The sequence below is a fragment of the Pseudomonas macauensis genome (assembly GCF_047902425.1).
Classification (GTDB): domain Bacteria; phylum Pseudomonadota; class Gammaproteobacteria; order Pseudomonadales; family Pseudomonadaceae; genus Pseudomonas.
On record NZ_CP138377.1, the window covers coordinates 761080 to 775374 of the forward strand.

14 protein-coding genes are annotated in these 14295 nt (G+C 65.5%); 5 read left to right on the plus strand and 9 right to left on the minus strand.

The features are described 5' to 3' along the window. Positions 1-33 precede the first annotated feature (33 nt). Together SD196_RS03615 and SD196_RS03620 are read left to right on the plus strand one after the other, a co-directional pair. Positions 34-474: a hypothetical protein gene (locus SD196_RS03615; protein ID WP_275610068.1), complete on the plus strand. Its 441-nt coding sequence runs from the start codon at positions 34-36 to the stop codon at positions 472-474. Between the two features lie 45 nt (positions 475-519). Continuing rightward, positions 520-1281 (plus strand): YdcF family protein, encoded by a 762-nt coding sequence (locus SD196_RS03620; protein WP_275610069.1) that lies wholly within the window; start codon positions 520-522, stop codon positions 1279-1281. A 169-nt stretch (positions 1282-1450) separates the two neighbouring features. Here the strand turns inward: SD196_RS03620 and lnt are convergent, their stop codons facing one another. From lnt to miaB, 5 genes are all read right to left on the minus strand, one after another. After that, complete coding sequence (gene lnt / locus SD196_RS03625) at positions 1451-2983, minus strand: apolipoprotein N-acyltransferase (protein WP_416311065.1); 1533 nt, start codon at positions 2981-2983, stop codon at positions 1451-1453. Between the two features lie 218 nt (positions 2984-3201). Beyond that, positions 3202-4041: an HlyC/CorC family transporter gene (locus tag SD196_RS03630; RefSeq protein ID WP_275610071.1), complete on the minus strand. Its 840-nt coding sequence runs from the start codon at positions 4039-4041 to the stop codon at positions 3202-3204. 20 nt (positions 4042-4061) lie between these two features. Next, positions 4062-4523, minus strand: a complete 462-nt coding sequence (gene ybeY, locus SD196_RS03635) for an rRNA maturation RNase YbeY (RefSeq protein ID WP_275610072.1) — start codon at positions 4521-4523, stop codon at positions 4062-4064. Next, the gene (locus tag SD196_RS03640) at positions 4516-5517 is read right to left on the minus strand and encodes a PhoH family protein (RefSeq protein ID WP_275610073.1); all 1002 of its coding nucleotides are present in this window, start codon (positions 5515-5517) and stop codon (positions 4516-4518) included. Before SD196_RS03640 ends, ybeY begins: the two co-directional genes overlap by 8 nt. 106 nt (positions 5518-5623) lie before the next feature. Further along, complete coding sequence (gene miaB, locus SD196_RS03645) at positions 5624-6961, minus strand: tRNA (N6-isopentenyl adenosine(37)-C2)-methylthiotransferase MiaB (protein WP_275610074.1); 1338 nt, start codon at positions 6959-6961, stop codon at positions 5624-5626. A 138-nt stretch (positions 6962-7099) separates the two neighbouring features. Here miaB and SD196_RS03650 point away from each other — a divergent pair, with 138 nt between their 5' ends. Together SD196_RS03650 and SD196_RS03655 are read left to right on the plus strand one after the other, a co-directional pair. Beyond that, positions 7100-7432 carry a DUF1820 family protein gene (locus SD196_RS03650; RefSeq protein ID WP_416311066.1) on the plus strand — a complete coding sequence of 111 codons (333 nt, stop codon included), beginning with the start codon at positions 7100-7102 and terminating at the stop codon, positions 7430-7432. 47 nt (positions 7433-7479) lie between these two features. Beyond that, on the plus strand, positions 7480-7920 hold the full coding sequence (locus SD196_RS03655) for a hypothetical protein (protein ID WP_416311067.1): 441 nt from the start codon (positions 7480-7482) through the stop codon (positions 7918-7920). Here the strand turns inward: SD196_RS03655 and SD196_RS03660 are convergent. The 4 genes from SD196_RS03660 to SD196_RS03675 all read right to left on the minus strand — a co-directional run bounded on the left by SD196_RS03660 (position 7917) and on the right by SD196_RS03675 (position 11466). After that, the gene (locus tag SD196_RS03660; RefSeq protein ID WP_207884645.1) at positions 7917-8462 is read right to left on the minus strand and encodes a tetratricopeptide repeat protein; all 546 of its coding nucleotides are present in this window, start codon (positions 8460-8462) and stop codon (positions 7917-7919) included. The genes SD196_RS03655 and SD196_RS03660 overlap by 4 nt on opposite strands. 215 nt (positions 8463-8677) lie before the next feature. Continuing rightward, complete coding sequence (gene hemL / locus SD196_RS03665) at positions 8678-9964, minus strand: glutamate-1-semialdehyde 2,1-aminomutase (protein WP_343575347.1); 1287 nt, start codon at positions 9962-9964, stop codon at positions 8678-8680. Positions 9965-10010: 46 nt separating this feature from the next. Continuing rightward, positions 10011-10640 carry a thiamine phosphate synthase gene (gene thiE, locus SD196_RS03670; protein ID WP_343575345.1) on the minus strand — a complete coding sequence of 210 codons (630 nt, stop codon included), beginning with the start codon at positions 10638-10640 and terminating at the stop codon, positions 10011-10013. Positions 10641-10668: 28 nt separating this feature from the next. Continuing rightward, a complete protein-coding gene (locus SD196_RS03675; RefSeq protein ID WP_275610078.1) occupies positions 10669-11466 on the minus strand; it encodes a hydroxymethylpyrimidine/phosphomethylpyrimidine kinase in 798 nt (265 codons plus the stop codon). Between the two features lie 208 nt (positions 11467-11674). Between SD196_RS03675 and SD196_RS03680 the strand changes: the two genes are divergently transcribed. Further along, the gene (locus tag SD196_RS03680) at positions 11675-14065 is read left to right on the plus strand and encodes a 7TM diverse intracellular signaling domain-containing protein (protein WP_416311068.1); all 2391 of its coding nucleotides are present in this window, start codon (positions 11675-11677) and stop codon (positions 14063-14065) included. Positions 14066-14295 lie beyond the last annotated feature (230 nt).

A 14295-nucleotide genomic window follows, 5' to 3' on the forward strand; every position in this document is an offset into this window, starting at 1 on the left:
GGCGGGAGGTTTCCGCCTGTCTTGAGGTGACTGATGGCTGAGTTGCATCGCGCAAGTGCTTCGGGTTCCGGTCTGTATGAACGGTTGTTGCAACGACTGGCGCTGGCTCTGGATGAGGCCGATACCGCTGAACGTTTACGAGACGAATGCCCGGTCGAGCTGGAGCTGCGCGGCCTGAGCAGTGCGGAAATGCAGCTGATCCGTGCCTATCTCGATCAGGATGTGAACTGGCTGCGCGGCTGGCATGCCGCCGCAGAGGAGTTGGCGCTACTGGAACAGGGTCCGGCACGGACATCCCGCCCGCCGCGCCACGTCACGCCGCCCAGCAGCCGCCCACGGCTGATAGGGCGTCCGCATCCGCAGCAGCTGCAATGCGCGTTGTGCGGCACGCCGGTGGCCTGGAGTCGTAGCCAGGGCGTGCTGCCTTGCACGTCCTGCGGTTCCCAGTTGTTCCGCAACGCAAAGGCGCGCTGATCGCGCGGTGATCCGTTAGGCTTGGCGCTCGACAAGGAGTCGCCAATGCCGCTTCGCTACGTTCTCAAACAGATTCTGATGCCGCCAGGACTGCTGCTTCTGCTGCTGCTCCTGGCCTTTGTCCTGCGCCGACGTTTTCCCCGTTTCTCGGTCCTGTGCTTCTTCACCGGCTTTCTTGGCCTGTTGGCGATGAGCCTGCCGGTGACCGTGGAGTGGGGCGCGCGCCAGCTGGAGCAGCAGGCGCCGCTGAAACAGGCGGACTGGGCGGGGCTGGCGCAGCGCGCCGACGCCATCGTGGTGCTGGGGGCCGGCCGGGTGCGCGGCGACCGCGCCTGGGACGAGGACCAGCCCGGCCTGATGGCCCGCGAACGGTTGCGCTACGCCGCCCGCCTGGCCAAGGCCAGCGGCTTGCCGGTGCTGACTTCTGGCGGCCTGCACTACGGCACGCCGCCCACGGAGGCCGACATCATGGCCCGCAGCCTGAGCGACGACTACGGCGTCGAGGTGCGTTGGCAGGAAGGGGCGAGCCGCACGACCTGGGAGAATGCCCAGCTCAGCGCGCCTATCCTGCGGGAGGCCGGCATCCGGCGCGTGGTTCTGGTGACCCAGGCGGCGCACATGCCGCGCGCGATGTGGAGCTTCGAGAAGGCGGGTTTCGAGGTGGTTCCGGCGCCGGTTGGCTATATCGGCGTGGACAACGCCCGGCCGCTGGGCGGCTGGCTGCCGGAAGGGCGCGCCATCTGGCAGAGCGAGCAGTTGCTCAACGAGGCGATCGGGTTGGTGGGTTACCGGGTGTTTTATCGGTAGGGCACGCCGATTGGCCTTGGTTTCAGATCGCTCCGGGCTCAGCCACGGAGCCGGTCGAGGGGCCGGGTGTATCGGCGAACAACCGCGAACGGTTGTTCGCCCTGCGTTCGGGTGAGCTTCTGACTTCACTAAGGAAAAGGGCCTCTCACGAGGCCCTTTCTTTGTGCGGTCAGCGGAACAGGCGGCGCTCTTCCGGATGCGTCTTCCGCCGCACCAGTGCCCATACCAGCAGCACCGAACCCAGGATCACCAGCGGCCAGACGCGCCACTTGAGATAGGGCGTCAGGCCCTGCATCGGTACCACTTCGCCGTGCAGCACGCCTTGCTGGAACTGCGGGATCTGCACCGCCAGCTTGCCGAACGGGTCGATCAGCGCGGTCACGCCGTTGTTGGTGCCGCGCACCATCCAGCGGCCGGCTTCGAGGGCGCGCATCTGTGCCATCTGCAGGTGTTGCAGCGGGCCGATGGAGGTGCCGAACCAGGCGTCGTTACTGATGGTCAGCAGCAGCTGGCTCTGCGCCGCCAGTTCAGCGGCGAACTCCGGATAGACCACTTCGTAGCAGATGTAGGGCGCGATGCTGTAACCCTTGGCCTTGAGCAGCGGCTGGTCGGCCGGCCCACGGGCGAAGTCGGACATCGGCAGGTCGAAGAAGGCGATCAGGCCGCGCAGCAGGTCCTGCAGGGGCACGTATTCGCCGAAGGGCACCAGCTTCTGCTTGAGGTAGTCGCCGCTGCCGTCGCCAACCACGGTGATGCCGTTGTAGTAGCGCACGCCCTCGGCCGCCTTCTGGCGTACGGGCACGCCGGTGATGAGCGCGGCCTTCTTGGCGGTGGCAACTTCGTTGATCATTGCCAGGTAGCCGGTGGCCTGGTCCTTGAGCACGGGCACGGCGGTTTCCGGCCAGATGATCAGGTCGAAGCCGTTCTGCTCGGCGGTCAGGTCGCGGTACAGCTCCAGCTGATGGGTTACGGCCTTCGGATCCCACTTCATTTCCTGGGCGATGTTGCCCTGTAGGGCGGCGACCTTCAGAGGGGCGCCGGCCGGGGTGGTCCAGGCGTGGCCCTTGTAGGCAATGCCGACGGCCCAGGGGGCGATCAGCAGGATCAGGCCGGCGACTAGGCGTGCGGGGCGCTGGGTGAGTGCTGGGATGTTGATGATCAGCGCGCCGGTGAGGGCGATGCTGAACGACACCAGCCACACGCCGCCGATGGGCGCGAGCCCTGCCAGCGGGCCTTGCAGCTGGCTGTAGCCGGCGTAGAGCCAGGGGAAACCGGTGAGGAACCAGCTGCGGAACAGCTCCAGCACCACCCATAGCGCGGCGAAGGCCAGCGCGTCGCTGACTGGCGCGTTGTTGCGGCGGAACAGGCGCGCCCAGGCCCAGGCGGGCAGGGAGAAGAAGAAGGCAACGCCAGCACTGAAGCCGATCACCAGGAAGGCGGCCAGGGGCCCTGAGGCGCCACCGAAGTCGTGGATGCTGAAGTATATCCAGCTGGTGCCGGCGATGAACGCGCCGAAGCCGTACCACCAGCCGCGCCACAGGGCGGAGCCGGCGGTGGTGCCGCGCAGGCCGAGGTAGAACAGGGCGAGGGACAGCAGCGCCAGCGGCCAGTAGCCGAACGGAGCCAGGGCCAGCGGGGTGAGCGCGCCAGCGGCCAGGGCGAGCAGATGGCCTGGCAGGCCGGGGCGGGTGATCCAGCGCATCGGGAATCCTTGTTGCGGTTAAGCGATGCGCAAGAGTAATGGAGAGACGAACGGTAGGCTATGGGGATGCAAGCCAAAAGCCATGAGCCGGTTGCGGCAGGGTGTTGCAGGAAACGTCGGAGTTATTTGTAGGAGCGAGCTTGCTCGCGAACCATCCCCACTGCGGGACATGTTCGCGAGCATCGGCGTACAACCGCGAACGGTTGTACGCCCTACGCTCAGTCCTGCAGCGGGGTCAGGCGCAGCAGGTGCAGGCGGCGGCTGTCCGCGTTGAGCACGCGGAAGCGGAAGCCGCCCAGTTCGGTGGTCTCGTTGCGCTTGGGCAGGTGGCCGAAGGCACTCATCACCACGCCGCCAACGGTGTCGAACTCCTCGTCGGAGAATTCCGCGCCGAAGAAATCGTTGAAGGCTTCCACCGGGGTCAGCGCCTTGACGATGAAGTCGCCGCTGGGCAACGGCTTGATGTAGCTGTCTTCCTCGACGTCGTGCTCGTCCTCGATGTCGCCGACGATCTGCTCCAGCACGTCCTCGATGGTCACCAGGCCCGCCACGCCGCCATATTCGTCGATGACGATGGCCATGTGGTTGCGGTTGGCGCGGAACTCACGCAGCAGCACGTTCAGGCGCTTGGACTCGGGCACGAAGGTGGCCGGGCGCAGCAGGTCCCTGATGTTGAAGGCGTGGTTCTGGTCGTGGAGGATCAGCGGCAGCAGGTCCTTGGCCAGCAGGACGCCCATGATGTCGTCCAGGCTCTCGCCGATCACCGGGTAGCGCGAGTGCGCCGCTTCGATGATGGCGGGGAGGAAGTCGGCGGGCTTCTGCGTCGACTTGATGGTGATCATCTGCGAGCGCGGGATCATGATGTCGCGGACCTGGAGGTCCGCCACCTGAATCGCGCCTTCGACGATGGACAACGCTTCGCTGTCCAGCAGCTTGTTGTCGTGGGCTTCGCGCAGCAGCTCAAGCAGCTCCTGGCGGTTTCTCGGCTCATGGGCAAAAGCCTGGGTGATCTTGTCCAACCACGACTTGTGCCCATTGCTCGATCGGTCTTCGCTCATCTTTCCTTGCTCAGTGGCGTTTATTCTTCATCGGCCGCGTACGGGTCCGGGTGACCCAGTTCGGCCAGCAATTCCCGTTCCAGGCCTTCCATTTCCTCGGCTTCGGCATCTTCGATGTGATCGTAGCCGAGCAGGTGCAGGCAACCATGGATGACGAGATGGGCCCAGTGGGCCTCGAGGGATTTGCCCTGTTCGGCGGCTTCGCGCTGCACCACCGGGGCGCAGATCACCAGGTCGCCGAGCAGCGGGATGTCCAGCAGCTCGTCGGGAACGTCGGCGGGGAAGGACAGTACGTTGGTGGCGTAGTCCTTGTGTCGCCAGGTCTTGTTCAGTTCGCGGCCTTCGCTTTCATCCACCAGTCGGATGGTCAGCTCCGAGTCGTTCTGGCGCTGGCGCAGGGCCAGTTCGCACCAGCGGCGGAAGTCGGCTTCGCTCGGCAGGCCGGGCGCTTGCGAGGCGACCTGCAGGTCCAGTTCAAGCATGCTTGTTGCCTTGGCTTTCGACGCCGGTCAGGCGGTTCTCGTAGGCGTCATAGGCATCGACGATGCGCTGCACCAGCGGGTGACGCACGACGTCCTTGGACTTGAAGTGGGTGAAGCTGATGCCGGGCACGTCGCGCAGCACTTCCATCACGTGCTTGAGGCCCGAACGGGTACCGCGCGGCAGGTCGACCTGGGTGACGTCGCCGGTGATCACCGCGGTGGAGCCGAAGCCGATGCGGGTGAGGAACATCTTCATCTGTTCCATCGTGGTGTTCTGGCTTTCGTCGAGGATGATGAAGCTGTTGTTCAGCGTGCGGCCGCGCATGTAGGCCAGCGGCGCAACTTCGATCACCTGGCGCTCGATCAGCTTGGCCACGGTCTCGAAGCCGAGCATCTCGTACAGCGCGTCGTAGAGCGGGCGCAGGTATGGGTCGATCTTCTGCGACAGGTCGCCCGGCAGGAAGCCGAGTTTCTCGCCGGCCTCGACTGCCGGGCGTACCAGCAGGATGCGGCGGATCTGCTCACGCTCCAGGGCGTCCACGGCGCAGGCCACGGCGAGGTAGGTCTTGCCGGTGCCGGCCGGGCCGATGCCGAAGTTGATGTCGTGATCGAGGATGGCCTTCACATAACGCTGCTGGTTGGCGCCGCGCGGACGGATGTGCGCCTTGCGGGTCTTGAGCGTTACCAGGGGCGCTTCGGGGGCGTTGACCAGGTCTTCCAGGCCGGATTCCTGCAGGAACAGGTGGACCATGTCGGGCGTCAGTTCGGTGCCGTTCTGGGCCTCGCGGTAGAGGCGCTGCAGAAGGTTTTCGGCCGCTTGGGTGCGGTCCGGTTCACCGACCAGCTCGAACTGGTTGCCGCGGTTGCGGATCTCGATGTCGAGGCGCTTCTCGATCTGGTGCAGATGCTCGTCGAACTGCCCGCACAGGTTGGCAAAGCTGCGGGCCTCGAAAGGTTCGAGCATGAAACGATGAATATCCAGAGGGGCGTTCAAGGTGTTGTCTAAGTCGCCATGTTGCGAAAGGGGATGGTCGAAGAATAACCCCGGGCGAGCGAGTACGAAAGTTCGGACGCCATCGGGGGTATTCAGCGGTCGATGATTAGTGGCGTGCTTCCACGAGGGTGGCGCGCAGCGAGTTGGGCAGCGCCTCGTAGATTTCCACGTCGACGAACTGGCCGATCAGGCGCGGGTTGTCGCTGCGGAAATTCACCACGCGGTTGTTCTCGGTGCGGCCCTGGAGCTGGCCGGGGTCGCGCTTGGAGTAGTCGGTGACGAGGATGCGCTGGACGGTGCCGACCATCCGTCGACTGATCTCGAAACCCTGCTGTTGCAGGCGGCTGTTGAGGATCAGCAGGCGCTGCTTCTTCACCTCTTCCGGGGTGTCGTCCACCAGGTCGGCGGCCGGGGTGCCCGGGCGCGAGCTGTAGATGAAGGAGAAGGAGAAGTCGAAACCGACGTCCTCCACCAGCTTCATGGTCTGCTCGAAGTCCTTGTCGGTCTCGCCGGGGAAGCCGACGATGAAGTCCGAACTGATGCAGATATCCGGCACCGCCGCCTTCAGCTTGCGGATGCGCGACTTGTACTCCAGCGCGGTGTGGTTGCGCTTCATCGCCGCGAGGATGCGGTCGGAACCGGCCTGCACCGGCAGGTGAACGAACTTCACCAACTGCGGCACTTCGGCGTGGGCGGCGATCAGCGCGTCGGAGAATTCCAGCGGGTGCGAGGTGGTGTAGCGGATGCGCTCGATGCCATCGACCTCGGCGACCACGCGGATCAGCTCGGCGAAGTCGGCGATGCGGCCGTCATGGGTCTGGCCGCGGTAGCCGTTGACGTTCTGCCCCAGCAGGGTGACTTCCTTCACACCATTCTCGGCCAGGTGGATCACCTCGGCGAGCACGTCGTCGAACGGGCGGCTGACTTCCTCGCCACGGGTGTAAGGCACCACGCAGAAGGTGCAGTACTTGCTGCAGCCCTCCATCACCGAGACGAAGGCGGTGGGGCCGTCGACGCGGGGCTCAGGCAAGCGGTCGAACTTCTCGATTTCCGGGAAGGACACGTCCACCTGCGGTTTGCGGGTGGCGCGGGCGGCGTCGATCATTTCTGGCAGGCGGTGCAGGGTCTGCGGGCCGAACACCACGTCGACGTACGGCGCGCGCTCGCGGATCGCCGCACCTTCCTGGCTGGCCACGCAGCCGCCGACGCCGATCACCAGGTTCGGATTCTGCTGCTTGAGCACGCGCCAGGCGCCCAGCTCGGAGAATACCTTCTCCTGGGCCTTCTCGCGGATCGAGCAGGTATTGAGCAGGATCACGTCGGCTTCTTCAGCCTTCTCGGTGATTTCCAGGGCCTGGTGTTCACCCAGCAGATCGGCCATTCGCGAGCTGTCGTACTCGTTCATCTGGCAACCGTGGGTCTGGATGAAAAGCTTCTTGGCCATGGAGTCTTTCTTGAGCTGGTTAAAAAATGACCGCGCATTATATGCCTCGGCGCGGGTGTCTGCCACCGCTGGCTGAGTGGGGCGGGCGCGGCTGTGCTATGCTGCGTGCCCATTCTGCAAAGCTGTCATCCTTCGTTCATGAGCAAGCGCGAGAACCCGATCTACAAGGTAGTCTTCCTCAATCAGGGCCAGGTGTACGAGATGTACGCCAAGCAGATCTACCAGAGCGATCTGTGGGGTTTCCTGGAGATCGAGGAGTTCGTCTTCGGCGAGCGCACCCAGGTGGTGGTGGACCCCAGCGAGGAGAAGCTGAAGGCGCAGTTCGATGGCGTCATCCGCAGCTTTGTGCCGCTGCATTCGATCATCCGAATCGACGAAGTGGAGCGCCTGGGCACCGCGAAGATCAGCGAGGCCAAGATGAGCGGTAACGTGATGCCGTTCCCCATGCCGATGCCCGGGAAGGACAGCTGATTCCTTTTCCAGTGGTTCGGTGGCTGCAATCCGCCGCGCTGACTGCTGTGCTGCTGGTAGTGAGTTGCTGGCTGATTTTTGGCTTTTCCCCGCAACGGGGATTCCCTGATCCTGCCTCTCTGCAATCGCTGACGGAGCAGGTGTCCTGGGTTGAAACGTCGAGGAATTCGGTGTCTTTCGGCCTGAAAGGTCACGACCTTCGATTTATCTACCCCAAGAGCGCAGGGGAGGTGTCCCGTGTGCTGAGCCATCTTCGCTCCGGCCTGCCGGTCACTGTGCGCTATGCAGAACCCGCATCTGACGACGAGAGCGTCCTGGTTTGGGGGTTGCTCGGAAGAAACGTCAGCATCCGATCATTCGACGAGATTGCGGAGCGCCGCAAGCGAGACAATTACCTCGCTATTCCGCTGGGATTGCTGTGCCTTGTGGCAGCTCTGTACTACTTCGATCGATCATGGCGCCTGTACGAAGGCAGGTCCTTCGATTAAGGCAGCGGCGAGAACGGCGAGTTGCCGGCGGTCTGCAGTTCGATCAGGTAGTTGCGGAAGATCTGGCCGAGCACCTTGGTGGCGATGTCCAGCTCGTCCTTGTTCATCTGCTCGGCGACCAGGTCGGCGCTGTCCATGGCGTCTTCGGCGCCGTTCACCGCCGCCATCTTCAGCACGATGTAGGCCTGCACGTTGTTGGCCTTCACCCCTTCACCGCGGAAGAACATGGTGCCCAGGCGCAGTTGGGCATTGGCGTGGCCTTGCAACGAGGCTTTCTCGAACCAGTGCAGCGCGGCCTGGAAGTCGCGCGGGGCGAGGTCGCCGGTGTAGTAGAACTCGCCCAGTTCGTACTGCGCTTGCGCATCGCCGCCATTGGCTGCCTGCTGGCAGCTGGCCAGAGCCTGTTGCAATTGCTCGGGGACGGTGTTGAGGACGCAGCGGCCGGTCGCCGGAATCAGCAGCGAGTTACCGCCCGCCTGGGTCAACAGGGGGAAGGCGAGCAACAGGCAACCCAGTAGCAGGGTACGACCGGTGCGGTACATGGGGAACAGCGGCCTCCAGAATCGGGGCGGGCAAAGCCCGGCCGGCGAAATGCGCCAGCTTTCACATTATGAAATAAGCGGGCGCTTCCTTACAAAGTCTTTACCTTCTTTTCTGTTTTTTCTGCAGAAGCGGTGAAGGCGGGGGAGGAAGGCGTAACGCGGGAATAAAGGCGGGGTAGAGCGGAAGGCGCCCGTTCGGGCGCCTTCACAGGGACTTACTTGAGCGCGGCGAAGGCGCGCTCGGCGGCGTCCAGGGTCAGCTTCAGCTCGGTTTCGCCGTGGGCGATGGAGGTGAAGCCGGCCTCGAAGGCGCTCGGCGCCAGGTACACGCCAGCGTCCAGCATCAGGTGGAAGAAGCGCTTGAAGCGTTCCACGTCGCTGCCCATCACGTCCTCGAAGGTCACGATGTCGTCCGCGCCGGTGAAGTACAGGCCGAACATGGCGGCGCCCGCCTGGGTGGTCACGAAAGGCACGCCGGCGGCGTCGGCGCGCTCCTGCAGGCCCTGCAGCATGCGGGTGGTGTAGGTGGTCAGCTCGTCGTGGAAGCCCGGACGGCTGATCAGGCGCAGGGTGGTCAAGCCGGCGGCCATGGCCAGCGGGTTACCCGACAGGGTGCCGGCCTGGTAGACCGGGCCGAGCGGGGAAATCTGCTCCATGATCTCGCGCTTGCCGCCGAAGGCGCCCACCGGCATGCCGCCGCCGATGATCTTGCCAAAGGTCGACAGGTCCGGGGTGATGCCGTAGTGAGCCTGGGCGCCGCCCAGGGCGACACGGAAGCCGGTCATCACTTCGTCGAAGATCAGTACCACGCCGTGCTGGTCGCACAGGCTGCGCAGGCCTTCGAGGAAGCCCGGGGCCGGCGGTACGCAGTTCATGTTGCCGGCAACCGGTTCGACGATGATGCACGCCACGTCCTTGCCGACCTCGGCCAGGGTCTTCTCGACCGCGGCGATGTCGTTGAACGGCAGGGTCAGGGTGTGTTTGGCAAAGGCCGCCGGCACGCCCGGAGAGTTCGGTACGCCGAAGGTCAGGGCGCCGGAGCCGGCTTTTACCAGAAGGCTGTCGGAGTGGCCGTGGTAGCAGCCTTCGAACTTGATGATGCTGTCGCGGCCGGTATAGCCACGGGCCAGGCGGATGGCGCTCATGGTGGCTTCGGTGCCGGAGCTGACCATGCGCACCATGTCCATCGACGGAACCAGGGAGCAGACCAGGTCGGCCATTTCCACTTCCAGCGCGGTCGGTGCGCCGTAGGACAGGCCGTGGTCGAGCTGCTTGCGCACCGCGTCGAGCACGTCCGGGTGGCTGTGGCCGAGGATCATCGGGCCCCAGGAGCCGACGTAGTCGACGTAGCGCTTGTCATCCTCGTCCACCACATAGGCGCCTTCCGCATGCTTGAAGAACAGCGGGGTGCCGCCGACGCTCTTGAACGCGCGCACCGGCGAGTTCACGCCACCGGGGATGTGTTTCTGGGCATTGGCGAAAAGCGTTTCGGAACGGGACATGGGTGTACCTCGCGAAGCTGTCGGGTGCCGGGCGCGGATGGCGCGCTCAGCGGGTTTCGAAGAGTTGGCTGAAGGCGCGGGCGCGCTGTTCGACCTCGGCCGGGGTGTCGGCGGCGAACAGCGCGTGGATCACGGCGATCATGTCGGCGCCGCGGGCGATCAGCTCGGGCGCGTTGTTCAGGGTCACGCCGCCGATGGCCACCAGCGGCACGTTGAAGCGGGCCTTGGCCTGTTCCAGCAGTTCGACGCTGGCGGCCGGGGCGCCGGGCTTGGTCTGGGAATTGAAGAAGCGGCCGAAAGCGACGTAGCTGGCGCCTTCGGCGATGGCCTGCTCGGCCAGTTCCAGGCTGGCATGGCAGGTGCCGCCGATCACCGCGTCGCGGCCGAGCAGGGCGCGTGCGGCGGCCAGCGAGCCGTCGGTCTGGCCCAGGTGCACGCTGACGCCCAGACGCGCGGCCAGTTCGGCGTCGTCGTTGATCAGCAGCGTGGCGCCGTAGCGCGCGCAGAGTTCGCGCAGGGCCTCGGCTTCACGCAGGCGGCGCGAGGCGTCGTCGGACTTGTCGCGGTACTGCAGCAGTTTCGCGCCGCCTTTCAAGGCCGCTTCGACGTAGGGCAGCAGGCGGCCGCCGTCGAGCAGCTGGCTGTCGGTGATGGCGTAGAGTCCGCGCAGTTTCATCAAGGCCTCGATCTTCTGGTGCGGTGGATCAGTTGCAGTAGTCCAGCGGCAGGCGGCGCGGCACGTACTGGCCGTGGCCGGGTGCTTCCGCGTCGCGCAGGGTGCGCCAGGTGTAGTCCAGGGCGCTGCGCACCGCGCTCACCAGTTCCTCGCCCAGGGCCAGGCGGCCGGCGAGGGTGCTCGCCAGGGTGCAGCCGGAGCCGTGATAGCTGCCGGGCAGGCGCTGGCAGGTGAAGGTGTGGCGCTGGCCGTCGCGGGTGTACAGGCGGTTGTGCACTTCGGATTCGTCACCATGGCCGCCGGTGATCAGCAGATGCTGGATATAAGGCAGCAGCTTCTCGGCGCACTCGTCCGCCGTGCCCTCGGGCAGTTCGGCAAGGATGCGCGCTTCGGGCAGGTTCGGCGTGGCGATGGCGGCGATCGGCAGCAGCCGCTCGCGCATGGCGTAGCCAACATCATCCTTGCCCAGTGAGCCGCCGCCACCGGCGCGCAGTACCGGGTCGCAGACCAGCGGCACGCCCGGCAGGGACTGCATGATCTCGACGACCGTGTCGACCATCTGCACCGAGCCGAGCATGCCCAGCTTGACCGCGGCCACCGGCATGTCGGTGATCACGGCGTTGGCCTGGGCCAGCACCCACTCGCGGTCGAGCACGCGGAAGTCGGAAACGTTGACGGTATCCTGAACGGTCAGCGCAGTGACGGTCGGCGCCGCGTGGCAGCCTTGGGCGATCAGGGCTTCGATATCGGCTTGCAGGCCGGCACCGCCACTGGGGTCGTGGCCGGACAGGCAGAGCACTACGGGACGGGAGGTTGGCGTTTTCATGGCGCGGGAGCTTATCACCAAAACGTGGCCTTGAGCTGACCGAACGGTCCGATCCGCATCGCCCGGCCGAACCCTGGCCGGAGGGTCGAATGCCACGTGGCACAAGGCCTGTGCTAGAGTTCGCCGATTCCAACACAACGCCTCTACGGCGCGCCGAAGCGGGAGATGGGGCTCCCCGGCGCGGCTGTCGGTGGCACTGCGGGGCACCATGCGGCATTGGCTGATCTTCCTGATCCTTCTCATCCTCTCGCCAGTGGCGAGCGCCATCAGCTTCGACGAACATGTCGGGCGATTGCCCCTGGGCCGGGCAATGGATGTCTTCGAAGACGTGCGCGGCACGGCCGATATCTCGGAGATCAGTTCTCCGGCGCTGGCGGCCAGCTTCCGCCGGCACGAGCGCGACGTGCTCAACGCCGGCTACTCGCGTTCGGTGTTCTGGCTGCGCCTGGACCTCGACTACCAGCCCCAGGCTTCCCGAGACCCCGCCAACTGGCTGCTGGAACTGGCCTACCCGCCGCTGGACAAGCTCGACCTCTACCTGCCCGACGGCAAGGGCGGCTTCCAGCTGGCGCAACGCACCGGCGACACCCTGCCCTTCGCCAGCCGGCCGATCCGCCAGAACAACTACCTGTTCGACCTCAAGCTGGAGCCCGGCAAGCCGCTGCGGGTGTACCTGCGCCTGGAAAGCCAGGGCTCTATCCAGGCGCCGCTGACGCTCTGGTCGCCCAAGGCCTACCTGGAAGAGCAGCCGGGGCGCATTTACGTGCTGGGCATCATCTATGGCGTGCTGCTGGTGATGCTGATCTACAACCTGTTCATCTTCCTCAGCGTCCGCGACACCAGCTACCTCTACTACATCCTTTATATCGCCTCGTTCGGCCTCTACCAGATCTCGGTCAACGGCGCCGGCATCGAGTACTTCTGGCCCAACAGCCCCTGGTGGGCCAATGCCTCCACGCCTTTCCTGATCGGCTCGGCCGGGCTGTTCGGCTGTCAGTTCGCCCGCAGCTTCCTGCACACCCGCGAGCACAGCCTGTGGATCGACCGCCTGCTGCTGGTGCTGATGGGGGTTGGGGCGCTGGTGATGACCCTCGCGCTGACCGTCAGCTACGCCGTCGCCCTGCGCCTGGCCACCTACCTGGCGCTGGCCTTCACCGTGGTGATCTTCACCGCCGGCATCCTCGCCTGGCTGCGCGGCATGCGCGTGGCGCGCTACTTCATCTTCGCCTGGAGTGCCTTCCTGCTCGGCGGGGTGGTCAACACGCTGATGGTGCTCGGCCTGTTGCCCAACGTCTTCCTCACCATGTACGCCAGCCAGATCGGTTCGGCGCTGGAGGTCGGCCTGCTGTCCCTGGCGCTGGCGGACCGCATCAACGCCATGAAGGAAGAACGCACGCGCATCCTCCAGGAGACCAGCCGCAAGCTGGAGCAACTGAACCTGGAGCTGGCCAGCAGCAACCGCCTGAAGGACGAATTCCTCGCCACCGTCACCCACGAACTGCGTACGCCCATGAGCGGGGTGATCGGTTCGCTGGAACTGATGCAGACGGTGCCGATGGACATCGAGCTGGCCCAGTACCACAAGACCGCCACCGGTTCGGCGCGGGACATGATGCGCATGGTCAACGACATTCTCGCACTGCTCGAACTGCAGGCCGGCAAGCTCTACCCGCGCCGCGAGCCGTTCAGCCTGCGCGGGCTGTGCGATGGTCTGCGTGCGCAGTACGCGCCGCGCGCCGAGGAACGTGGCCTGCGCTTCGTGCTGCAACTGGACGAGAGCCTGCCCGATACCCTTGAAGGTGACGCCGGCAAGCTGGCCCAGGCGCTGGGCTACCTGATCGACAACGCCATCAAGTTCACCCATCACGGCGGCGTCAGCCTGCGCGTCAGCGGCGAGCCCAATGCGGAAGGCCTGGCACTGCGCCTGGAGGTCCAGGACAGCGGGATCGGCTTCGCCACGCCCTCGGATGGCGCGCTCTACCAGCGTTTCTACCAGCTCGACGGTTCGCTGACCCGCGAGTACGGCGGCCTGGGCATCGGACTGGCGCTGTGCCGCAAACTGGTCGCCTTGCTGGGCGGCGAGCTGTCCCACGAGTCCACGCCTGGACAGGGCAGCTGCTTCAGCCTGACCCTGCAGGTCGGCCAACCGGTGCAGAGCATCGCCCCGCCGCCGCGCCGCGCGGGAGGGCAGGCGCTGCGTAGCCCGGACCAGTGCACCGTGCTGGTGGTGGAAGACAATGCCATCAACCAACTGGTTATCCGCGGCATGCTGCTCAAGCTCGGCTACCGCGTGCGTACCGCCGACAACGGCGCCGAAGCCATCGAACTGCTGCGCCGCGAGGTCGTCGATGCCGTGCTGCTCGACTGCCAGATGCCGGTGATGGATGGCTTCGCCACCTGCCGCGCCCTGCGCACCCTGCCGCGCTGCGGCGACCTGCCGGTGCTGGCGATCACCGCCCACAGCCATAGCGGTGACCGCGAGCGCTGCCTGGCCGCCGGGATGAGCGACTACCTGGCCAAGCCGGTGAAGTTCGAGGAATTGCAGACGCTGCTGCATGACTGGTTGCTGTGCCAGCCTGCGCTGCCGAGTCACGCCTGAGGCCTGGCTTGCGTAGGAGCGGGCTTCGTCGGCGATAGCTTCGTACTGCTTTGTGCCGTGGGGTTCGCGAGCAAGCTCGCTCCTACAGGTCTGCTCCGGCGCGCTCTTCGTAGGAACGAGCTTGCTCGCGAACCGTTCCCATGCCGGAGGCATGGCCCCTCACCCCGGCCCAAATAAAAACGCCGCGATACCAACAGGCATCGCGGCGCTCTTTGGGGCGAACGGTCCCC

What these genes read in the sequence shown, in the direction of transcription:
- SD196_RS03615 (WP_275610068.1), top strand. Translation starts at nt 34, where the DNA reads ATGGCTGAGTTGCATCGCGCAAGTGCTTCGGGTTCCGGTCTGTATGAA.
- SD196_RS03620 (WP_275610069.1), top strand. Translation starts at nt 520, where the DNA reads ATGCCGCTTCGCTACGTTCTCAAACAGATTCTGATGCCGCCAGGACTG.
- lnt (WP_416311065.1), bottom strand. Translation starts at nt 2,983, where the DNA reads ATGCGCTGGATCACCCGCCCCGGCCTGCCAGGCCATCTGCTCGCCCTG.
- SD196_RS03630 (WP_275610071.1), bottom strand. Translation starts at nt 4,041, where the DNA reads ATGAGCGAAGACCGATCGAGCAATGGGCACAAGTCGTGGTTGGACAAG.
- ybeY (WP_275610072.1), bottom strand. Translation starts at nt 4,523, where the DNA reads ATGCTTGAACTGGACCTGCAGGTCGCCTCGCAAGCGCCCGGCCTGCCG.
- miaB (WP_275610074.1), bottom strand. Translation starts at nt 6,961, where the DNA reads ATGGCCAAGAAGCTTTTCATCCAGACCCACGGTTGCCAGATGAACGAG.
- SD196_RS03650 (WP_416311066.1), top strand. Translation starts at nt 7,100, where the DNA reads ATGAGCAAGCGCGAGAACCCGATCTACAAGGTAGTCTTCCTCAATCAG.
- SD196_RS03660 (WP_207884645.1), bottom strand. Translation starts at nt 8,462, where the DNA reads ATGTACCGCACCGGTCGTACCCTGCTACTGGGTTGCCTGTTGCTCGCC.
- hemL (WP_343575347.1), bottom strand. Translation starts at nt 9,964, where the DNA reads ATGTCCCGTTCCGAAACGCTTTTCGCCAATGCCCAGAAACACATCCCC.
- thiE (WP_343575345.1), bottom strand. Translation starts at nt 10,640, where the DNA reads ATGAAACTGCGCGGACTCTACGCCATCACCGACAGCCAGCTGCTCGAC.
- SD196_RS03675 (WP_275610078.1), bottom strand. Translation starts at nt 11,466, where the DNA reads ATGAAAACGCCAACCTCCCGTCCCGTAGTGCTCTGCCTGTCCGGCCAC.
- SD196_RS03680 (WP_416311068.1), top strand. Translation starts at nt 11,675, where the DNA reads ATGCGGCATTGGCTGATCTTCCTGATCCTTCTCATCCTCTCGCCAGTG.